The sequence below is a fragment of the Maribacter aquivivus genome, from assembly GCF_900142175.1.
Classification (GTDB): Bacteria; Bacteroidota; Bacteroidia; order Flavobacteriales; family Flavobacteriaceae; genus Maribacter; species Maribacter aquivivus.
In genome coordinates this window covers 208,915-228,986 of sequence record NZ_FQZX01000002.1, presented here as the reverse complement: position 1 = coordinate 228,986, position 20,072 = coordinate 208,915, and the positions used below count along the sequence as shown (strand labels likewise).

General features: G+C 33.5%; 21 protein-coding genes. 11 read left to right on the top strand and 10 right to left on the bottom strand.

Features of this window, described 5'->3' with window-relative positions; genetic code table 11:
- Positions 1–522 precede the first annotated feature (522 nt).
- On the top strand, positions 523–1,152 hold the full coding sequence (locus tag BUC31_RS11345) for a GntR family transcriptional regulator (RefSeq protein ID WP_073244275.1): 630 nt from the start codon (positions 523–525) through the stop codon (positions 1,150–1,152).
- Positions 1,153–1,157: 5 nt separating this feature from the next.
- Here the strand turns inward: BUC31_RS11345 and BUC31_RS11340 are convergent, their stop codons facing one another.
- Both BUC31_RS11340 and BUC31_RS11335 read right to left on the bottom strand, forming a co-directional pair.
- The gene (locus tag BUC31_RS11340) at positions 1,158–1,757 is read right to left on the bottom strand and encodes a hypothetical protein (RefSeq protein WP_073244271.1); all 600 of its coding nucleotides are present in this window, start codon (positions 1,755–1,757) and stop codon (positions 1,158–1,160) included.
- Between the two features lie 2 nt (positions 1,758–1,759).
- Positions 1,760–2,248 carry an RNA polymerase sigma factor gene (locus BUC31_RS11335; protein WP_073244269.1) on the bottom strand — a complete coding sequence of 163 codons (489 nt, stop codon included), beginning with the start codon at positions 2,246–2,248 and terminating at the stop codon, positions 1,760–1,762.
- Positions 2,249–2,392: 144 nt separating this feature from the next.
- On the opposite strand from BUC31_RS11335, the gene BUC31_RS20315 reads away from it, so the two are divergent.
- A complete protein-coding gene (locus BUC31_RS20315) occupies positions 2,393–2,539 on the top strand; it encodes a hypothetical protein (RefSeq protein ID WP_170861954.1) in 147 nt (48 codons plus the stop codon).
- Position 2,540: 1 nt separating this feature from the next.
- Here BUC31_RS20315 and BUC31_RS11330 read toward each other — a convergent pair whose 3' ends face one another.
- From BUC31_RS11330 to BUC31_RS11320, 3 genes are read right to left on the bottom strand one after another with little or no spacing between them, the layout of a single operon-like run.
- Positions 2,541–3,632 carry an amidohydrolase family protein gene (locus tag BUC31_RS11330; RefSeq protein WP_073244267.1) on the bottom strand — a complete coding sequence of 364 codons (1,092 nt, stop codon included), beginning with the start codon at positions 3,630–3,632 and terminating at the stop codon, positions 2,541–2,543.
- 1 nt (position 3,633) lies between these two features.
- Positions 3,634–4,260, bottom strand: a complete 627-nt coding sequence (locus BUC31_RS11325) for a nucleotidyltransferase family protein (protein WP_073244265.1) — start codon at positions 4,258–4,260, stop codon at positions 3,634–3,636.
- Positions 4,257–5,264, bottom strand: a complete 1,008-nt coding sequence (locus BUC31_RS11320; protein WP_073244263.1) for an XdhC family protein — start codon at positions 5,262–5,264, stop codon at positions 4,257–4,259. Before BUC31_RS11320 ends, BUC31_RS11325 begins: the two co-directional genes overlap by 4 nt.
- Before the next feature lie 209 nt (positions 5,265–5,473).
- On the opposite strand from BUC31_RS11320, the gene BUC31_RS11315 reads away from it, so the two are divergent.
- Both BUC31_RS11315 and BUC31_RS11310 read left to right on the top strand, forming a co-directional pair.
- The gene (locus BUC31_RS11315; RefSeq protein WP_073245903.1) at positions 5,474–6,565 is read left to right on the top strand and encodes a vWA domain-containing protein; all 1,092 of its coding nucleotides are present in this window, start codon (positions 5,474–5,476) and stop codon (positions 6,563–6,565) included.
- 205 nt (positions 6,566–6,770) lie between these two features.
- Positions 6,771–7,601 carry an OmpA/MotB family protein gene (locus tag BUC31_RS11310; protein ID WP_073244261.1) on the top strand — a complete coding sequence of 277 codons (831 nt, stop codon included), beginning with the start codon at positions 6,771–6,773 and terminating at the stop codon, positions 7,599–7,601.
- 72 nt (positions 7,602–7,673) lie between these two features.
- Here BUC31_RS11310 and BUC31_RS11305 read toward each other — a convergent pair whose 3' ends face one another.
- From BUC31_RS11305 to BUC31_RS11290, 4 genes are read right to left on the bottom strand one after another with little or no spacing between them, the layout of a single operon-like run.
- Complete coding sequence (locus BUC31_RS11305) at positions 7,674–9,137, bottom strand: M14 family metallopeptidase (protein WP_073244259.1); 1,464 nt, start codon at positions 9,135–9,137, stop codon at positions 7,674–7,676.
- A 25-nt stretch (positions 9,138–9,162) separates the two neighbouring features.
- Positions 9,163–9,828: an N-acetylmuramoyl-L-alanine amidase gene (locus BUC31_RS11300; protein WP_073244257.1), complete on the bottom strand. Its 666-nt coding sequence runs from the start codon at positions 9,826–9,828 to the stop codon at positions 9,163–9,165.
- Positions 9,825–10,247, bottom strand: a complete 423-nt coding sequence (locus tag BUC31_RS11295) for a 3D domain-containing protein (RefSeq protein WP_073244255.1) — start codon at positions 10,245–10,247, stop codon at positions 9,825–9,827. The genes BUC31_RS11300 and BUC31_RS11295 overlap by 4 nt, the downstream gene beginning before the upstream one ends.
- Before the next feature lie 5 nt (positions 10,248–10,252).
- Positions 10,253–11,722 (bottom strand): FG-GAP-like repeat-containing protein, encoded by a 1,470-nt coding sequence (locus BUC31_RS11290; RefSeq protein WP_073244253.1) that lies wholly within the window; start codon positions 11,720–11,722, stop codon positions 10,253–10,255.
- A 149-nt stretch (positions 11,723–11,871) separates the two neighbouring features.
- On the opposite strand from BUC31_RS11290, the gene BUC31_RS11285 reads away from it, so the two are divergent.
- Both BUC31_RS11285 and BUC31_RS11280 read left to right on the top strand, forming a co-directional pair.
- Positions 11,872–12,276, top strand: a complete 405-nt coding sequence (locus BUC31_RS11285) for a DUF2452 domain-containing protein (protein ID WP_073244251.1) — start codon at positions 11,872–11,874, stop codon at positions 12,274–12,276.
- A gap of 73 nt (positions 12,277–12,349) precedes the next feature.
- Positions 12,350–13,684 carry a serine hydrolase domain-containing protein gene (locus BUC31_RS11280; RefSeq protein WP_073244249.1) on the top strand — a complete coding sequence of 445 codons (1,335 nt, stop codon included), beginning with the start codon at positions 12,350–12,352 and terminating at the stop codon, positions 13,682–13,684.
- A gap of 454 nt (positions 13,685–14,138) precedes the next feature.
- On the opposite strand, the gene BUC31_RS11265 is transcribed toward BUC31_RS11280, so the two are convergent.
- Positions 14,139–14,981, bottom strand: a complete 843-nt coding sequence (locus BUC31_RS11265) for a 1,4-dihydroxy-2-naphthoyl-CoA synthase (protein WP_073244243.1) — start codon at positions 14,979–14,981, stop codon at positions 14,139–14,141.
- Positions 14,982–15,165: 184 nt separating this feature from the next.
- Between BUC31_RS11265 and BUC31_RS11260 the strand changes: the two genes are divergently transcribed.
- The 5 genes from BUC31_RS11260 to BUC31_RS20550 all read left to right on the top strand — a co-directional run bounded on the left by BUC31_RS11260 (position 15,166) and on the right by BUC31_RS20550 (position 20,061).
- Complete coding sequence (locus BUC31_RS11260) at positions 15,166–15,894, top strand: phosphatase PAP2 family protein (protein ID WP_073244241.1); 729 nt, start codon at positions 15,166–15,168, stop codon at positions 15,892–15,894.
- 81 nt (positions 15,895–15,975) lie between these two features.
- Positions 15,976–16,965, top strand: coding sequence for a 2-hydroxyacid dehydrogenase (locus BUC31_RS11255; protein WP_073244239.1), 990 nt, complete (start codon positions 15,976–15,978; stop codon positions 16,963–16,965).
- Positions 16,966–17,045: 80 nt separating this feature from the next.
- The gene (locus BUC31_RS11250; protein ID WP_073244237.1) at positions 17,046–17,618 is read left to right on the top strand and encodes a DUF2911 domain-containing protein; all 573 of its coding nucleotides are present in this window, start codon (positions 17,046–17,048) and stop codon (positions 17,616–17,618) included.
- A gap of 18 nt (positions 17,619–17,636) precedes the next feature.
- Positions 17,637–18,500, top strand: coding sequence for an AraC family transcriptional regulator (locus BUC31_RS11245; protein ID WP_073244235.1), 864 nt, complete (start codon positions 17,637–17,639; stop codon positions 18,498–18,500).
- 106 nt (positions 18,501–18,606) lie between these two features.
- Positions 18,607–20,061, top strand: a complete 1,455-nt coding sequence (locus BUC31_RS20550; RefSeq protein WP_244534042.1) for a nuclear transport factor 2 family protein — start codon at positions 18,607–18,609, stop codon at positions 20,059–20,061.
- Positions 20,062–20,072: the final 11 nt, after the last annotated feature.

Genomic DNA, 20,072 nt, shown 5'->3' with positions numbered 1-20,072 from the left:
TGCAATGGGCATCATCAAGAAATCACACCCATTAAAATAGTTACAACAAACATTCATCAATCACTCGGCTAATCACCGAACCTAAAAACAAACATCATGAGAACTTTTATTAGAAACACACCGACAGAAACAAGAAGAAATTCATTTTTTTCAAGTTTTAAGAACAGTAAGAGAGTGCAATGGGCTTCATCAAGAAATCACACTCATTAAAACAGTTACAACAAACATTCATCAATTAATAATTCATCAATCACTCGGCTCATCACCGAATCTAAAAACGAACATCATGAAAAATTTTCAAAAAGTTTTACCAATCACTTCAGTCAAGCTTAATTTATTGAATGCTATAAAAGACAAGCAGAGAAAAATTTTATCTATTGAAAGACATTTAGCATTTTAATAGTAAAGGAAGATATGAATTCATCACTCATATCTTTTTTAAGCTCATACCTTTTAAATAATGCAAACACTAAATTATCTGTAATACAGTTATAATCGTATACGATATATTATATTTGATGTATGCTGGTTAAAATAAATTTAAGAGATCAAGTGCGCGATTACCTGTTGTCAGAAATGATTACTGGTAATCTGAAAACTGGTAAAACCATAAACTTAGCCGCACTTGCACGTCATTTAAATGTTAGCGTAACTCCAATACGAGAGGCATTAACACAGTTGCAACAGGCACACATTATTAAGGCTATACCAAATAGAGGATTCATAATAGCAGAACTGGATGTTGAAGAGGCGGAAGACTTGTATGAACTAGTAGCGAACTTAGAAGTGATGGCTATTGAAAACACGGAGTTTAGTCAAGAAGATATCGTTAATTTGAAAAATCAACAAGAAGTATTTGAAAATGCATCTAACGCTATTGATAGAATTCAAGCTGATTTAGAATTTCATAGGTTATTGACCAAGGGTTATAAAAATGAATTGGCACTTAAAATTTTACATGATTTAAAGACACGTATCTTTTTTTATGAACGTGCCTTTACCAATGATGATTCTTTCTACAACAAATCTGATAATCAGCATGATTCTATTATTTCTGCAATTGCAGATGACAATGTACCTACAGCTTCCCTCCTATTAAAAATGAATTGGATGCTTATTTTAAATTACGTTCAAAAGAAACTTACTGAATGAAGAATTTACTCTAATTCTTGTATTAATTCTTGGGCAGATTGAGTTACTTTAAGGTATCCTTTATATGCCCATCTACAGAAAAAAACCAATACTATTAATGTTACAGTAAATACTACGTATTGCTCCGTTTTTAAGCTAGTTAAGAATACGTTTTTATTCGAAATAATTTTTGAAGTTACCGGTACTATAAATAATAGTCCAATAAATCCAACGGCTATACCAATTTGTTGTAACCTTAAAAGTCTATTCTTTGTCTTCAAGTAAAACTTTAAATTTTCTTTATAAGACCCGTTTAAAATATCTATATTTTTTATTCTTTTTAGAGTTGTTAGCACCATTGCAGGTAATACAATTAGAAATGAGAGGGTCAGCAATCCGCAAATCTGAAAGTACCATGTATCTAACTTGTCAAAGTTTAGCAGTACAAAGAATGCTACAGCAAAACAGACTACGGCACCTAAGGTTTCGTATTTGGTAATGGTTGAGAATTTATGCTGATATTTCTGCTTTGTCATATCTAATATTATTTGGTTCGTTAATTTTTTTTGATGATTTAGTTCATCGCTCATTTGTGTCCATGCAGACTGTAGTTCTTCTAATTCCATGATTAATGCTTTGTCATGTTAGTTTTTAATTTCTTCTTTATTCGAGATATTTTGGTACCTACATTGCTATCGTTCAACCCGGTAATTTGTGCTATCTCTTTGTAACTTTTACCCTCCAGTAAAAGAAAAATGAGTCCTTTTTCTAAGGTGTTTAGATGCTTTAAATGCTGATAAAGCAATCGTAATCGCTCTTCGTAGGCATCATTATTAGTATCTGATTGCTTAATAAAAACATCTGCAATTGGGATAGAATCTGGTCTTCTCTTTTTTTTCTTAATAAATGTGATTGCTGTATTCATGGCTACACGATACATCCAAGTTGTTATTTTTGAATCGTTACGAAACGAGTCAAAATACTTCCAAAGTTGGTAGACTATTTCTTGAAGCAAGTCTTCTTGATCTTCTTTATTGTCAGTGTAAATTGAAGTCACCTTATATAAAAGCCCCTGATGCTCTCGTATTAAATTAGTAAAGACTGCTTCTTTTTGCATGTATAAAAACCTATTTACTCATTAGTATACCTTTTATGTAGTTTGTCACATTTCAATGTAAATTATTTTTTAAATTAGAGTAAAATAATTCTAAGTCATGCAACATCAGTTAAGTATGTGCGTTTTATTAAAAAATATTCTGATATGCAGTATTTAAATCCGCAAATAGAGGCTTTGACAAAAAGAAAAAATACCCCAGCACTAGCTAAACAGCAAGTATCATGTGGTATTTTTCAAGATGTTAAAGATATTCCCGTTAAAGAAGAAGCTGAAGTGCTTAAAAAAGTATAATCTACTTTTCAAATAAGGATGTATCTAAACCTGGAATAAGGTTTAGCGCATTTTTATAGTATAATTTTCTCAACACATCGTCAGGTAGGTTCAACCCATACATTGACCAAAAGGCATGATATTTCTTGTAATACGGAAAATATTCATCGTTGCTTTCCAAAACCCTAAAATACGTAGGAAATTCTTCTGGTTTCCAACTATCTTTTCCAAATAATACTCTGTCTTGATACTTAATAAAAAAGGCTCTAGCATTTTGTGGTTGTCTACCAAGTTCTGCAATAACAGCAGATATACCCACATTCATATTTGGCATTTCATCTAATAGCTCTCCTAATTTTTCAAGGTTGTTGGCATGCCAACCCATATGAGCATTTATAAATATGGTATTCGGATGTTTTTTAAACACATTATGTTGCTCTTGAATAATTTGCTCAAAAGGAGCTGGATCTGTAGCAGTACGTTTTCTTCTTGGATGTGTTTTTAATTCTAGCCAACGTTCGTTATCTGAATCCATATCATCCCAGAAGGACTTTGGGTCAGCAGCATGAATTAATACCGGAACTCCCATTTCTGCACATTTAGCCCAAATAGGATCTAAGCGAGAATCGTCTATTGCCAAACGATTACCGTCAGCATCCTTATTCCGCAATCCTAAGCTTTTAAAAATCTTTAATCCTTTAGCACCATTCTTTATATCTTGCTTTAATTGGGCTGCAGCCTGTTTTCCCCATTCCATGTCTTTTGCTCCCTCAAAATCTACATTGGCAAAAACTACAAACCTGTTAGGGTAACTTTTATTAATATTATCAATTTTCTCTTTAAGGCTTTCTCCAGACCTTCCGCTCAAGTTCACCATTATGGCTTCGTTCATAGCATCCATATGAGAAATTAATCCGTTTAAGGCTTCAACTGACATATCTCGTTGATGGCTATGTACATCTATAAAGGGGAATTTTGCTTTGGTGATTTCACCACCGGGCACCACCAAAGTAGATGTGGGGTTATATTCTTCAAAACCCATTTCTTGGGCTAGTATTGGAATGGAAAGGAATGTAGTCAGAAGGACAAGAACTGTAAGTTTTAATTTAATCATGTTACGAATTAAGCGTGTTATTGGTTCGATTTAATAGATTCTGATATTCTAGGTTTGTGTCTACATCAGCAATTTGATCTGCCGCGTCTAATGGAATAATAGCATTGCTTTTATTGTTTAGAATTTCTTTAGCACCAAAATCTCCTTTCAATACAGACAACTCTTTAAACAGCAATTTAGGAAACAGTGCAGGTACACCTACCTTTTTATTATAATTTGTTGCTATGATTTTTGAAGGATGTTTTATAATCTCTTCAATTAATAAATTTAAGTATTCAAAACTCAATAAAGGCTGGTCTGCAAGGCAAATTAAGATTCCGTCTAAGGTTGGTCTTTGTTTAAGTAACACTTTAACTCCGTGTGCTATACTATCACCCAATCCGTTTTTCCAATTTGAATTAACGATGATATCTATATTTTTTTCTTTTAAACTACACTGAGTAGTAATAAATTCAACGTTTGAGCCTAAAACAACATGCAATGATTTTGCATTAGTATTTTGAACAGTTTTAATGGTTTCTAATAAGAAATTAGAACTTTTCCAAGGCATTAATTGCTTGATGCCTTCCATTCTTCTTGAAGCGCCAGCTGCCATAATAAGCACTGCTATATCTACATCTTTTTTCAATGAATAGGTTTCAATTTATCTTTCAACATTACAGGATGAGTTTTTCTAATAACGGTTAAAATTTCTGCAAGAATTGATATTGCTATTTCTTGCGGAGTTTCTGCTCCAATATTCAATCCTGCCGGTCCGTGAACACCTTCTATAAAATCTAAATCAATATCCATATCATACTCCAATAATTCAGACAGCAATTTCTCTCTGCGTTTTATTGGTCCTAATACTCCCAAATACGTAGGGCTACTGTTCTTAAGCATCATTAAATACTTTAAATCTTTAACGTAGCTATGTGTCATTAAAAGAATGGCTGTATTCTTATCTATTGTTTCAATAGGAAAATCTTCGGGTTCACAGTCAATCAAAGTATCAATACCCGGAAAATCTGAAATCGTTTTGTTCTCTTTAGGAGTAACGGCTACGTTAACTTCCCAGCCCATACTCAATCCAAAATGCGCTAATTGAACAGCATCATGCTCACCACCTATTAATAAAAGTCGTTGACAAGGTTGCATTGATTGTGTGAAATACAATGCTTTTGATTGTTCTTTGGTGTTTTTATTAAAAGTATAGGACTTAGAGTTAAGCTTTATGTAACTGCCATATCCATCTAAAACACCATACTCTTTTTGATATGATGTATGAAGTTCAAAAGATTGACGATTTTCAATGACTAAGTTAAAATCATTTATGAGCTCTTCGCTTAGTGAAAAAGATTCTAATAATATGTAAAGCAAACCTTCGCAACCTAATCTAAATCTACCATCATAGGTCATTAATTTTGCAGTTTGATTCTCAAATACAGATTGAGCCTGAAACAAAACTTCTTTTTCAACACAGCCACCACTAACCGCACCTATCATTATATTGTCTTCACGAATAAGCATACGAACACCAGGCTTTCGATACGAAGATCCATCTAAATGAACTACCGTTGCCAAAACACATTTTATGTTTGTAGATGAGGCAATAATATACTCTTTAATAATTTTCTTGAATTCGTGGGTCATTAATTACAGCTTTACTACTTCTAAGTTAGTAAAATTAAGGCTAATATTATGAAAGTGTATTTGACACAAACCTAAAGAGATATAGGTCTTTTGGGAACTTTTGACATGGAGTAGCTTCCGCTTTAACAATCTTTAACATTTATTTTTTCAATCGTCATAATTTAAATAAACTTTGTCCGTTCTGCTAGTTGAACCTATAATTAATGAATATGAAAAATTTTTTTAAGAGCTTCAGTGTGTTATTTATCTTAACACTACTTGTTTCTTGTGGTAATGCAGATGATGATGTAAGCTTGAACCTGAATACAGACGACGGATTAGGAAAAGGAACTGAAGTAGATGATTGTTTAGGACTCGAAGAAGGAGAACTAGTTTTATCTATACAAGAACAATATACAACCCTACCTGGTAAAGTATCTGTATTTTTTAGAGTATCTGATACAGGCGGTAACCCTGTACCTGGTTTAACAGCAAATCAATTTACTATCTACGAGCAAGGTAGAAACGATGATTGTTTTAATACCATTTCTACATCAGAGTCTTCAGCACGTATATCACCAAACTCACAAATTTTCTCAAATAACACCTTACTTGTATTGGATTTAAGTAATAGTGTATTGAGTAGTAGCTTAGAAGAATTAAAGCTTGCTTCTACGAGTTTTATAGAAGCAGTTATGCCGGCAACAGCCTCAGAATCCGTAAAAATGGCTATTTATTGGTTTGATGGTGAAGATGAGTTGCACTTATTAAATGAATTGACATCATCACGAGTTGAGCTTACAGCCGCAGTTGACGGAATTACAGATGATATCAGTAATGACCCTTCTACAGATTTGTACGGAGCAGTTATAAAGTCAACAGATATTGCATCTGATTTAGTTAAGGTATCTACTGCAGATGGCAAAATTGGTGCTGCATCAGTAGTTATATTTACAGATGGTACGGATCAAGCTTCTCGTTTTACAGAAGAAGCAGCGTTGAAAAAAGTAAATGAAGCAAATGCTAATATTTCATTCTTTAGTATTGGTTTGGGAGCAGAAATTGATACTGAAGTTTTAACCGCTGTAGGTAAAACCGCTAGTGTATTTGCTACCAATAAAGATGAATTAGAAAGAACTTTTAGAGACATCTCTGAAAAGGTTTCAGAGAGAGCTAATAGCTTTTATTTATTTGAATACTGTAGCCCAAAAAGAGATGGTAGTGGTGAAAACAACTTAGCTATCGAAATCAACACAGGTTCTAGACAAGGTGCAGTACAAACAAAGTTTAGTGCAAACGGATTTACAGGTGGTTGCGAATAGGTAATTATCTATCAAAATATAGAAAGAAGCATGAAAATGCTTCTTTTTTTTTGCTCTAAACTGAAATCAACAACCTGTTGATAATCATTTTGTTGAGCTATATATCATCAATCATATAAACATAGCTTCTGTATTTAAACATCCGTTTATCGATTTGTGCCGTATATAAGACCGATTAGACTAATATTAATTAAAAGAGAACAAAATGAAAAGATTATCCTTAGTTACTATAGTATCGGTAGCACTTTTAACTTCATGTGTATCTAAAAAGAAATTTGTTGCATTAGAAGATAACCTATCTCAAACACAGAGTACATTACAAAAGACTCAAATTGAGAAAGAAGAGCTACAAGCTCAAATGACTAAAATTGAAGCTCGTGTAGAAGAGTACAATTCAAAAATCAACTCATTGAAAGATATGAACGATAGCCAGTTCACTAGCGTTGATGATGTTGCTGTTATGAGTAACAATACCAAAGCTAAGATGAGAAATACATTGAAAAATGTTGATCCAGCAAAACTAGCAGCTGCACAAACATTACAAGATTCTATGAACTTGGCTGTCTCTTACAAATTGAAGCAATCAATTTCTGAAGAAGGTGAAGATATTGATGTTAGTATTGATAAAACTGTAGTGATGATCAATATCTCAGATGAGTTATTATTCAACACTGCAAGTTATAATGTAAGTAGCAAAGCAAACAAGATTTTACAAAAATTGGCAGACGTAATCAAGTCTGAACCAAGTATGGAAGTTATGGTTGAAGGTCATACTGACTCTAGAACAATTAACACGCCGATGGTTACTGATAACTGGGATTTAAGTGTAAAACGTGCGACTTCAATTGTACGTAAATTACAGAAAGAATATGATGTTGATCCTTCTCAATTAATCGCTTCTGGAAGAAGTAGCTACTTGCCTTTAGTAGAAAATGATTCTAAAGAACATATGGCAATGAACAGAAGAACAAAGATTATCATCTTACCTAACTTAGATAAATTCTTTGCACTTTTAGATGCAGAAGATTCTTTGTAAGATTTTCAGTTCTATATAAAATAAAAAGGGAAGCAAATGCTTCCCTTTTTTTATAGGCTTAATTTAAATCTTTTACCTAAAGATCATTCCGTTTGGAACTTGTATTTCAGATTCTTTTAGGTTTACCAAAAATCCGTTAATTACTGCGTATTCAATAACTCCTTGTTTTTCTAAGAAGAAGGTCGGGTTGATACCTGGCATTAAATTCAATTCTGGAACCATATATTTTGCCCCAATTAAATGAACAGGATATGGCGAATTAATATTTTTAGCAGGGAAACTTGATAAACGCAAATAACCATAACCTTGTTTCAATACATCATTAAAATTCAAGTTTTCAACATCACTAAAATTATTTAAAGTCTTTGGGTACACCTTTGCTTGTTTAATGGTATAACCAGTAGCATCAAATGTTTCATAACCATAATACGTAGAAAGATCACCTTGATCTAAAATTCTACTACTATACCAAAAAGAGTTGTGATCAGGGTAATCTACTTCAATCTGATTCATACCTATATCTATAGTATACGTTTTACCCATTAGTTCATAGTTGGCACCAACGATTTTTAAATCGAACAGCTTTCTATCGTTCTCCGGAATTTTCTCGTACTCTTCAATTCCTATAGTCTCATAAGATTTTTGAGCGATGGTATAAACCGCAGATAAGATAGAAGTATAATTCAGTTTTCTGATTTCTTGTTTCTCTACATCTTCTGCATATCCACCAGATTCAATTAAAATAGTGCTTGTTCCCCATTTTTGAATATTATCACCAAAAGCTCTTGGTTCAAAATCATCATTATATCTGCCAACTTGTCCTGGTGCATATTTCTGTAAAATATCATTCATAAAAACGATGATTTTCATCGCATTACCACGAGTTTCATTGATATCCTTTTCATAATTATAAGCCGGAGCCAAATATGAAATAGTAGCAGGTTTCTCTGTACGTTCAGCATTATAATATGTGCTTTGATCATGAAGATTGAATCCGAAATCGGCATCAAGACTATCACGTACTCTTTTTAAAGTTTGAGATTCTGGAGACTGTAAACGCAACGCATCCCTATTAATATCTACTCCTAATAAATTTCTACGTTGATAAAGCTCAGCCCCATCAGGATTCAGCATTGGTAAAAAGTGAACTGTTAGGTTAGCAAGAATAGCTTCTTTCTCTTTTTTGAAATCTTCACTATCAAAGAAATTTAGAATATCAAAAATAGCTTGTGTAGCAGTTGGTTCATCGCCATGCATTTGAGACCATAGAAAAACATCGGTTTCGCCGGTACCAATACTTATTAGGCTTAAATCTTTACCGCCAATAGATCTGCCTACGGTTGTTACCTTAAACTTTTTATTTGTAGAAAGCTTATCAATAAGGGGTTGTATGTCGATTCTTTTTATGCGTCGTTTGCCAATAGAACTTTCTTTGTAGTTCTCGTAAGTATCGTATAATTGAGTAGTAATATTCTCTGATTGCCCAATAACCGATAGCGAGCATAAGCTTACTATAGATAAAAATATGTTTTTCATGTACTGTTATTCTTTAGTTGTTTTTCTATTGTTTAATGGGTAGTTCTTTAAAATCTAAATTCTTTACTGCTTTTCTAACATTAGCCATAAATTCAGGTCCTGGGTCTGTTTTTACAGTTCTATAACCCTCATCTATTTCTAACCACAATGGGTGATTTTCAAAAAGAGTGTATTCGTAATGTCCAATTAAATAGTCAATATCATATTTATCTTTCAAATACTTCACCAACCAAATATTAGATTTTAATTGTGCTTTGGTTAAAGGAAGTTCTTCGGTACCACCAACATTCTCAACTCCAATAGCGCAATGGTTTAGCCCTATAACATGGCGCGCCATGGTCGTTTCTGGCAATAGCTGATATATGGTACCATCTCTATCGACCATAAATTGAGAAGATACATTTAAACCACTTACATTTTTAATATCTGGTCTCCAATTGGGTAATGTAACCGGGTCGAAGGCTTTAAATGATTTTTCGAATGTGGGAATGACCGTCCAATGTAAAACAATCATTTTAGGCTCAATTTTAGGGGAATCTTGCTCTAATCCGTATCTATTTTGAAGATATTCTAGAGTCAATATTTTTCGTTCTTCATTAAAAGTTATTGGATGGTCCACAATACTTTTTGTAGAAGTACATGATAATATTAGTAGACCCAAAACAAAATAAACTATACTCTTTTTCTTCATTCAATAAATTCTAAACTATCTTTTTCAACAGCGTATGAAATAGTGATTTTACGTCTCCCCCATTCTTTTGCTTTATTTACATCTTCGCCCATGTAAATATCTATTCTATTTCGCCAACGAGAATGCATTTTGTCTTTCACCAAATAAACACCTTCAAAGGTATCTATCTTAACCATGGTGTTATAGCTTAATCCTTTCTTTAATAAATCTCTAGAAACGGCAATCCATTTTTGACCTTGTTTTATAGAATCTCCCCACGCTGTAATTGCTGGGTGCTCATAAGAAGTTTGGTACGGAAGGGAATTGTATGCAGTTGCCGTAACGGTCATTGGTACCCAATCATACTTATCATTCAAAGGTTTATCTGTACAATTAACGGTTATAACAAGAGATAAAACAATGAATAATTTGTTCTTCATACCTACTAATGTAGTTTATTTTCTAAAATTAAAAGGTCGGTATAACTTTCCTTCCAGACTTTTTCAAAATATTCTGGTACAGGAGTAAAAGAGTAATTCAGCGCACTTAATACCAAATCATCGTCACCATCATTGTCTATATCGTCAACATCCATCAAAAACCATCGCCCCAAATTTATATCTGCAAAATGCTCTGAACTAAAAGAATAGTTTGTACTGTCTTCATTTTTTAAATACACAAAATTATAATCTGGGTGCTTCTCATAATCTGGAAAAGTTGATAACAATGCAAAGTCTACATCCCCGTCTTGATCAAAATCATTGGCAATAACTCTGGTAGCACCATTTAAAGGGAAGAAAAATGTTTCTGTAAATTTATTGTTACCATCATTTAAATGAATACGCATACCGTGGTAAGGTTTATGAAATATAGATTTATCTGCATTATCACCGTTAACTGTAATTATATCATCGTACCCATCTCCATTATAGTCAACCAGTTCAAACCAACTAGAACCATAAACGGGGCTAAATCGAATTACTTTTTCAACCTCAAAATTCAAATTATCTTTTTGGTATAATATATACATAGCTTCATCGCCTTGTGCTGCCATTACCACTAAATCTTGTTTTCCATCGCGATCCATATCCTTTGCAATTACCCGTATCGTTCCGGGTACATTTAATAAGGTTTTATTTTTATAGAAGCCATAAGAATCTTTTTCAAGTAAAGTCAGTTTACCCTTTAGGTTACCGAATTCACTAATAATAATTTCTTCGTTTCCATTTTTATTTAAATCAATATATAAGGTGTGTACAGGTCTATGCAATGAATCTTGTAGAACAGCGGTTGCACTACCGTTTTTAAGAACAGTTTTTCCTCTAGGTATTTCATTTGGGTCCATAATACCCATATTTGTCACAAAAATACTGTCACCAATAATTCGAGCATCCGTAATCGCTAAATCAAAATTGCCGATATCGCTATTGGTATTTGTTTTAAGGTCATAAGCACTTAATACTCCTCTCCTATTACCAGTAAGTATTTGATGATGTTGTGTGTCTATACTTAAGAAAGTATATAAGTTGCCCTTAACACTGTCTAATGCAACAGGTTTGGTGTTAAATTGAGATAGCTCAGCATTATCAATATTAATAGCATTGTTTACAACGCTATCCGGTGCCATACTAATAATATAATCGACCAACAATTCCCAATCTTCCTCATTTATGATGGGTCTATTCGGGTAAATTCCGGTTTTAATGATAGCAATTTGTTCATCGAAAGAGTACTTATAATACGGGTGATTTTCGGGAGTAATAATTCCCAATCTTGCTCCCATATCTGGCAGTACATTATCTCTCCATATATCTTTAGGCAAATCATTGATATTGGGAGCCACATGGCAGCTGGCGCAATAATTTTCATAAAGCACCACTTCTTTTGAACGTTTTTCTGTGTTACACGATACCATGATGCATAACAATATGAAGTAGAAGGCAGGTTTAAAAGCCATTAAAATTAGATTGTTTTGTTGAATTCGGAATTAAAGAATGGAAGATACCTATACCCCTATAATCTTGCAAGTGATAAATGAGGGCTTTTCTTTAAATTTGTACTGCTATGAAAAAAGATAAAAAACCAGATAATGTAGTTTTCAATGAAGATACCCAAGAGTATCACGGAAAACTATCCCCTTTTGCAACCGGAGTATCAGCACCAAAAATTACTCCGCCAGATGTAACTTCTTGGAAGAACACACATATTGTAAGTGCTAATAATCAGTTTAAGGCAGAATATGAAGCACTACAAGCTTCGTATAAGAAACTGATGGATAATTTTGAATACAACAATCTTGTATATAGTGCTAAGTTTAGTTTTGAACCCATTGTTGGTAAAGAATACCATTTATATAAGGCTAAAGATGAAAGCACATTTTTATCATTGATTTTACCTCAAGAATGTAATTTTAACCATGTTGGTAGTTTTAGGCTTACTTCCGATAAAACATGGGATAAGATAAAATAATTCGGGTAAAACAGGCAGTGTTTGTCAAAGTAGAATTCCAACACATTATAATTTCATATAGAATATATTAAGAATGAAGAAAACAAAGCTGCTTTTAGGTATTGTCTTAGTAGGTATTATTGCCGCGGCATATTTCAACTACCCCAAACTAAATCTAATATCTGGTTATGCTTCTAAAAACATGGCTTCTACAGTATTTATCGCTGATAGAGACCCTGTAGATATTACATTGAACGATAATGAGATGCCATTAATAAACTTGGCAGATTGTGAAGTATCGCAAGAAGGTACATCTGCTACAGCTAACGTTTACGGACTAATGCCAAGAACAGCAGTTTATAAAGAAGGACTTGGTGCTGTACTTACAAACAAAGAGTTTTCTAAACACAATTTCGACATTGTCCCCAATAGATTTCAAGTGCAAGATTCACTGCCTTTCCCATATGGAAACAACGGTGTTATTGATACGGTATTAGAAAATGTAGCTTATGATAAATTAGAAGTAGCATTTGAAAATGCTTTTCAGGATCCAGAACAAAAAACAAGATCTCTTTTAGTGGTTCATAAAAATCAAATTATTGGTGAACGTTATATACGCGGATTTTCGAAGGATACAAAAATTCTTGGGTGGTCAATGACCAAAAGTATCTTGGGTACGATTTATGGTATTTTGGAGTACCAAGATGAAATCGACATGGAATTTAAGCCATTTGCTAAGGAAATGAGCATGAAGAACCACAAGCCCGATATTACCCTAAATCACCTATTACGTATGCAAAGCGGATTGGAATGGGATGAGAACTATTTTAAAATATCTGATGTTACAAAGATGCTTTTCTTAGATTCTGATATGACTTTGGCACAACGATATAAAAAAGTAGTAGCCGAACCAACAGAAGTGTGGAACTATTCTTCTGGCACCACAAACTTACTTTCTGGTATTCTAAGAGAGCAGTTTGCTACACATCAAGAGTATTTAGATTTCCCCTATAGAGAATTGATCGATAAAATAGGAATGAACTCTATGCTCTTAGAGACCGATTTATCTGGCAACTTTATTTTGTCTTCTTACGGATGGGCAACTACCAGAGATTGGGCTAAATTTGGATTGCTATACTTGAATAAGGGAGATTGGAACGGTAAACGCATCTTTTCAGAATCATGGTCAGATTATGTAGCCAAACCTACAATCAATTCTAACGGAACCTACGGCGCCCATTTTTGGTTAAATGCCGAAGGTAAATATGAAGACATTCCCACAGACCTATATTCCGTAAACGGATTTCAAGGACAACGCATCTTTATTATACCATCAAAAGATCTTGTTGTTGTCAGAACTGGATTAAAAGAACAGACCGACGAACAATTCAACACACTATTAAAAGAAATAATAGCTTCTATTCGATAAAAAGGGCAAAACTTTAACCTTTTAAATGCAATACCACGTTTTTTGAGCAGTTCACAACAAAAATCTCTTGTATGGCAACAATAGTTTCAAAGAACTCTAAATGATATATACATTTACAGTGTTATTAAAAACGAATTAAAATTTTTTCATTTTCATATAGTGTTCTCGTAAAAGAGTCTGATCTTCACTGATCGGACTCTTTTTAGTTTAGGGTGTTTCCAGTTTCCAGTTTCCAGTTTCCAGTTTCCAGTTTCCAGTTTCCAGTTTCCAGTTTCCAGTTTCCAAAGACTAAAAAAGTTCATTTTTTCTAAAGAAAAAATGAACTTTTTTAAGGTCACCATCAACGGACAACCATCAACGGACAACCATCAACGGACAACCATCAACGGACAACCATCAACGGACAACCATCAACGGACAACCATCAACGGACAACCATCAACGAACAACGAACCTACGGTAGCCAATTATCTTTACCGAAGTTTGGTTTACGCTTTTCTAGAAATGCGTTTCTACCTTCTTTAGCTTCTTCGGTCATGTAGGCTAATCTTGTTGCTTCACCTGCAAATACTTGTTGTCCCACCATTCCGTCATCGGTAAGGTTCATAGAGAACTTTAGCATTTTTATTGATATAGGCGATTTTTCTAAAACCTCTTGTGCCCATTGAAAAGCAGTGTCTTCTAACTCATCATGAGGTACCACGGCATTTACCATACCCATATCTAAAGCATCTTGTGCAGAGTAGTTTCTACCTAAAAAGAATATCTCACGAGCTTTTTTCTGTCCCACCATTTTTGCTAAATAAGCAGATCCATACCCACCATCAAAGCTGGTTACATCAGCATCGGTTTGTTTAAAAATAGCATGTTCTTTACTAGCTAAGGTCATATCGCAAACTACGTGCAAACTATGTCCGCCACCAACGGCCCATCCCGGTACAACGCAAATAACCACTTTTGGCATAAAGCGAATCATCCGCTGAACTTCTAATATATTCAAACGATGCTGACCATCTTGACCAACATACCCTTTCTCTCCCCTAGCCTTTTGATCACCTCCAGAACAAAAAGACCAAATTCCGTCTTTAGTAGATGGTCCTTCCGCAGAAAGCAAAACCACTCCTATAGAAGTATCTTCTTGAGCATCATAAAAAGCTTTAATAAGTTCACTTGTCGTATGTGGTCTAAATGCATTTCGCACATTAGGTCGGTTAAAAGCTATACGGGCTACACCGTCACATTTTTTATAGGTAATATCATCAAATTCTATGGCAGTTTTCCAATTGGGTGATTTCATAATTTCTAACAATTCTATTATCGTATAAAGATAAGGGTTCGCACTATACTCGTCCAAATTAGATTACTACATGTAATTATTAAAAAAGGTTAGGTTAACTCAATCGAGTCAGTTATCAATTTATTTGAAACATTGAAATTGACCGATATCGGCTAAGTTTACGCCTAATTAAACAGAGCGTTTCATGAAACAGTCCCTTTTTACATTTATAAAATCGCTACGTGAATTTTTAGCGAATAAACTTAATCAGTACAATACAACACTGCCTTATGTAATTACCGTACTAATAGCTTTGATCTTGGTTGTAGGTGGTATTAATTTATTTGTAGAATTGACTGAGACATTAAAAACCGAAACACTAGCTACTTATGATACAGCTATTACTGATTATATAATTTCTTATCGTTCGCCCCAATTAACTTCTTATTTTAAATTTATGACCAATGTTGGCGATACATATGGCTATTTAATTGTGCTTACTGTTTTTCTTTTAGTGTCCCTTATTGTTTTTAAACGTTGGAAATATATAGTGCAGGCAACCTTAATTTTGGCATTGGCAACCATTTCTAACATGATGCTTAAAAGATTTATTGATCGTGCAAGACCAGGCATTGAACATTTGGTTTCTGTAGAAACCTTGAGTTACCCAAGCGGACATGCAATGAGTGCAATGGCATTTTATGGATTTTTAATTTTTCTAGTCACCAAGTTCAATATTCAAAAGATGATAAAATATGTATTGATTATTGTTTTGATAACCGTCATTTTAAGCATAGGTATAAGTAGAATATATTTAGGAGTACATTTTCCATCAGATATTGCAGGCGGATTCATTGCCGGATTCATTTGGGTAGTTTTCTGTGTGTTGGTTTTTGATTTGATAGAGTTGTTTAGAAAAGACCCACAAACTTAAATTACAAACCTGATAATTGTCATAAAATTTTAAGTTCCATTAAGTATTTTTATTGCGTAATAACTTACCAATAAAATTTTTATGAAAATAGCTGTTTTTAGTACGAAGTCTTATGACCAAGAATACTTTGAAAAGTACAATGATGCTCACCAAAATAATTTCTCTTTCTATGAAACTGCATTAAATTCAGACACTGCTAAACTTACTGCAGGTAGTGATGTAGTTTGTGTTTTTGTAAATGATGTTGTCAACAAGGCAACGATTGAGGTAATAGCGGCTAACGGAGTAAAATTAATAGCATTACGCTGCGCAGGTTATAATAATGTAGATTTAGAGGCAGCTAAAAGTAAAGGCATAAAAGTAGCTAGAGTACCGGCATATTCACCAGAGGCAGTGGCAGAACATGCATTAGCACTGATACTAACCTTAAATAGAAAAACACACAAAGCTTACAACAGAGTTAGAGAAGGTAATTTTTCATTAAAGAATCTAATCGGATTTAATCTGCATAAAAAAACAGTTGGTGTTATAGGAACAGGGCAAATAGGTGCTACATTTTGCAAAATAATTAAAGGTTTCGGCTGCAACATAATCGCTTATGACATTGCCGAGAATCAAGAGTTATTAGAATTGGGAGTAACATATGGTTCATTAGAAGAAGTATTTAAACAGTCAGACATCTTATCTCTTCATTGTCCGCTAAACAAACACACCAAACATATAGTCAATAAAACTTCTATAGCCGTTATGAAAGAAGGCGTTATGATTATTAATACAAGCCGTGGAGCGTTAATTAATACTGCAGATGCAATTGAAGGTCTAATAACGAAGAAAATAGGTTACTTAGGTATTGATGTGTATGAACAAGAAGAAAATCTATTCTTTGAAGATTTATCTGAGCACATCATTCAAGATGAGCAAATATTGAGATTGTTGAGTTTCCCGAATGTATTGATTACTTCTCACCAAGCTTATTTTACTAAAGAGGCAATGGATCAAATTACGATAACAACCTTAGAGAATATAAAGGCTTTTAAGGATAATACCGAGTTAATAAATGAGGTGAAGTAAATAGATATGCTAGGCTTAATCTTAAAATAGGCTGATAATCCTTAACTTTCCGAATGTATTGATTCATAAAGAATAGTAGTATGAGGAAATTTATTAAAGTATTTGCAGTTTTTAGTTTGTTAACCACCTTTGGTTTTGCACAAGAATTTAGAGGTTTAGATAAAAGTCCGCTAGACAGAGTGTATTTACCTGATCATTTTGCCCATGACATAAAATTTGCTCCTGAAAGAAACCTTCCTGAATTTCCTGTTTTAAAAATTGATTACAGTAGACCACAGAAAAACGGGCGACAAGTTTTTGGTGGTATGGTCAAATACAATGAAATATGGCGTCTAGGTGCAAATGAGGCTACAGAAATTAAGGTGTATAAGGACGTAAAAATAGATGGTAAACTTCTCAAAAAAGGCACGTATTCTATGTATGCCATACCTACTGAAGAGCACTGGACCATAATATTTAATACTGCTTTAGATCATTGGGGTCATTATAGTTACGATAAAAACAATGATGTTTTAAGAGTTGATGCTCATGTATTAAAAAACCAGCAGCCAGTTGAAGAATTTTCTATTCAATTTGATGATTTACAAGAAGGAGTTGGTGTTATGTATATAGCTTGGGATATGGATAGAGTAGAATTGCCTATTAGTTATTGAAGGTTTACAAAATTTAATTTGAAAGAAATTCCCAACATATCGTTTCAAGGTCCGGATAACACAAAAGATTTTGAGTGCTTAGTATTAACAGAGCTATTCGCAAGAATTCCTGAGATGGCAGACCATGACCCTACCCTATCTCATAGAATTCATTTTTTCGCATTATTAATCGTTACTAAAGGAATTGGAAAACATACCATAGATTTAAAAGAATATACCTTAAAGAATGGTTCAGTTCTTAAAATTGCAAAAGGGCAAATACATGCGTTTCAGAAAAATGCAGATTATGAAGGTTTCTTATTAATTTTTACAGAAGATTTCGTCTTAAATCATTTTTCAAAATCTTCCATAGCTATTATTTCCCATCTATATAATTACCATATTACCTCTCCTATTTCTAATAACGAATCTCTTAACGAAAACTTTTTAAAGGAACTAAGTTTAGAGCTCAGAAACACTAATACCTTTGCTCAAATAAATATTGTCGCAGCTTTAATAGATTTGTATTTATTACGATTAGAGCGTAATTCTCGCACCAATACAGAACGGAACAACTCAAAACACTATCCCGTATTCATTAGGTTTAAAAATTTAGTAGAAGAGCATTATATAAAAACTAGAAATGTAAAAGATTATGCAGAAATGCTTTCAATTACAACAAAGCACCTTAATGAGGTAGTGAAAGAATTCACGTTGAATACTGCCAAAACCTTTATTGATAATTATGTAGTATTAGAAATTAAGAGAGCTATTGTCAGTACACATAAAAGCTTTAAAGAAATTGCTTTTGATGCCGGTTTTGACGAACTCACTAATTTTACCAAGTTCTTTAAAAAGAACATGAATTTATCTCCTAAAGAGTTCAGAAACAAGCAATTCTAGAAATCTCACATTTACCATTCTTAGCATCATATTGATAATCAATACAGATTAATGTACCATTAGTTTTGTAGTGTTAAATAACACTAATTAAGAACAAATGAACATTATGAAATCTAAATTAATAGCATTAAGTCTTTTTACAATGGCAATAGCTAGTTGTAACACAGAAGACAAAAAAATAGAAACAGTTTTAGAAGTAACTAGTTTTAATCTAAAAACCACGGCAAGTGAATTAGAATTCAATACCCTTGATGCTGAAATAGAAGCAACTTTTACAAGTAAACAACCTGGTTATATTAGACGTCAAAGTGGTGTGGACGAACAAGGTAAGTACATTGTATTGGTATATTGGAAATCACTCGCAGATGCCAAAGCGTCTATGGATAAGTTTATGAATGACAAATCTGTGGCTGGTTATGCTAGTATGATTGAAGGGTCTACCATGAAAATGTCGCGTTTCACCATCAAAGATAAATTTAAGGCAACCAATAGCACGTTTACAGAGGTAATGACTTTCAACACAAAAGAGGGTACTGATATAAAAGCTTTCAATAAAGTAAATAAAAGTGTTGGTCCAAAGTTTACCGAAAAACAAAAAGGCTTTTTACAACGCATTACGGGATCCAATGATTCTGGTGAACAAGTAGCAGTCGTTTATTGGGATACAAAAGCAAATTCAGATGCTGTAATCAATGATTTTATGAATGCTCCCGTAGCCAAAGAGTTTATGGGAATGATGGATCAGTCTACTATAGATATGATGAGATTCCAATCTTTATCTTCTTTGAAAAACGTAACATTATCAAATAAGGATAAAGTGGTTGCTTTGTTAAACAGCTTTAATACAGGTGATCAAACTCCAATTTCTTACATAAATCCAAACAAATACATTCAACACAACTTAGGTGTTGCAGATGGTTTACAAGGTTTTGGAGAGTTAATGCAACATGCTCCAGAAGGAGGATTTAAAGCAAACGTTGTTCGTGCATTTCAAGATGGTGATTATGTTTTTGCTCAAACAGAATATGATTTCTTCGGACCAAAAGCTGCATTTGACATATTTCGTTTTGAAGACGGATTAATTGTTGAGCATTGGGATAATCTTTTAGAGGTTCAAAAACCAAACCCAAGTGGTCATACTCAGTTTGATGGTGCAACAGCGCTTACAGATTTAGACAAGACTGAAGCTAATAAAGCAGTAGTTAGAGGATTTATTGAAGATGTATTGTTAGATCATCAAATGGATAAAGTGGCTAATTACATCAATCCTAAAGAATATGTACAACATAATCCTTCGGTTGCAGACGGTTTAGAAGGTTTTGGAGCTGCAATGAAGTATTTCGCAGAAAACGGATTAGTAATGGAGTACGATAATCTTCATATGGTCTTAGGGCAAGGGAACTTTGTATTAAGTGTTAGTGAAGGAAAATTTGGAAAAGGAGACCATACGGCATATTATGATTTGTTCAGACTAGAAAACGGATTAATAGTTGAGCACTGGGATGTGATAGCTACTATTCCTGCAAAATCTGATTGGAAGAATACAAACGGTAAATTTTAATTAACACTTAC

Excerpts from the sequence above, each read along its gene's own strand:
- BUC31_RS11345 (WP_073244275.1), top strand. The coding sequence starts at position 523 with ATGCTGGTTAAAATAAATTTAAGAGATCAAGTGCGCGATTACCTGTTG.
- BUC31_RS11340 (WP_073244271.1), bottom strand. The coding sequence starts at position 1,757 with ATGGAATTAGAAGAACTACAGTCTGCATGGACACAAATGAGCGATGAA.
- BUC31_RS11335 (WP_073244269.1), bottom strand. The coding sequence starts at position 2,248 with ATGCAAAAAGAAGCAGTCTTTACTAATTTAATACGAGAGCATCAGGGG.
- BUC31_RS20315 (WP_170861954.1), top strand. The coding sequence starts at position 2,393 with ATGCAGTATTTAAATCCGCAAATAGAGGCTTTGACAAAAAGAAAAAAT.
- BUC31_RS11330 (WP_073244267.1), bottom strand. The coding sequence starts at position 3,632 with ATGATTAAATTAAAACTTACAGTTCTTGTCCTTCTGACTACATTCCTT.
- BUC31_RS11320 (WP_073244263.1), bottom strand. The coding sequence starts at position 5,264 with ATGACCCACGAATTCAAGAAAATTATTAAAGAGTATATTATTGCCTCA.
- BUC31_RS11315 (WP_073245903.1), top strand. The coding sequence starts at position 5,474 with ATGAAAAATTTTTTTAAGAGCTTCAGTGTGTTATTTATCTTAACACTA.
- BUC31_RS11310 (WP_073244261.1), top strand. The coding sequence starts at position 6,771 with ATGAAAAGATTATCCTTAGTTACTATAGTATCGGTAGCACTTTTAACT.
- BUC31_RS11305 (WP_073244259.1), bottom strand. The coding sequence starts at position 9,137 with ATGAAAAACATATTTTTATCTATAGTAAGCTTATGCTCGCTATCGGTT.
- BUC31_RS11300 (WP_073244257.1), bottom strand. The coding sequence starts at position 9,828 with ATGAAGAAAAAGAGTATAGTTTATTTTGTTTTGGGTCTACTAATATTA.
- BUC31_RS11295 (WP_073244255.1), bottom strand. The coding sequence starts at position 10,247 with ATGAAGAACAAATTATTCATTGTTTTATCTCTTGTTATAACCGTTAAT.
- BUC31_RS11290 (WP_073244253.1), bottom strand. The coding sequence starts at position 11,722 with ATGGTATCGTGTAACACAGAAAAACGTTCAAAAGAAGTGGTGCTTTAT.
- BUC31_RS11285 (WP_073244251.1), top strand. The coding sequence starts at position 11,872 with ATGAAAAAAGATAAAAAACCAGATAATGTAGTTTTCAATGAAGATACC.
- BUC31_RS11280 (WP_073244249.1), top strand. The coding sequence starts at position 12,350 with ATGAAGAAAACAAAGCTGCTTTTAGGTATTGTCTTAGTAGGTATTATT.
- BUC31_RS11265 (WP_073244243.1), bottom strand. The coding sequence starts at position 14,981 with ATGAAATCACCCAATTGGAAAACTGCCATAGAATTTGATGATATTACC.
- BUC31_RS11260 (WP_073244241.1), top strand. The coding sequence starts at position 15,166 with ATGAAACAGTCCCTTTTTACATTTATAAAATCGCTACGTGAATTTTTA.
- BUC31_RS11255 (WP_073244239.1), top strand. The coding sequence starts at position 15,976 with ATGAAAATAGCTGTTTTTAGTACGAAGTCTTATGACCAAGAATACTTT.
- BUC31_RS11250 (WP_073244237.1), top strand. The coding sequence starts at position 17,046 with ATGAGGAAATTTATTAAAGTATTTGCAGTTTTTAGTTTGTTAACCACC.
- BUC31_RS20550 (WP_244534042.1), top strand. The coding sequence starts at position 18,607 with ATGAAATCTAAATTAATAGCATTAAGTCTTTTTACAATGGCAATAGCT.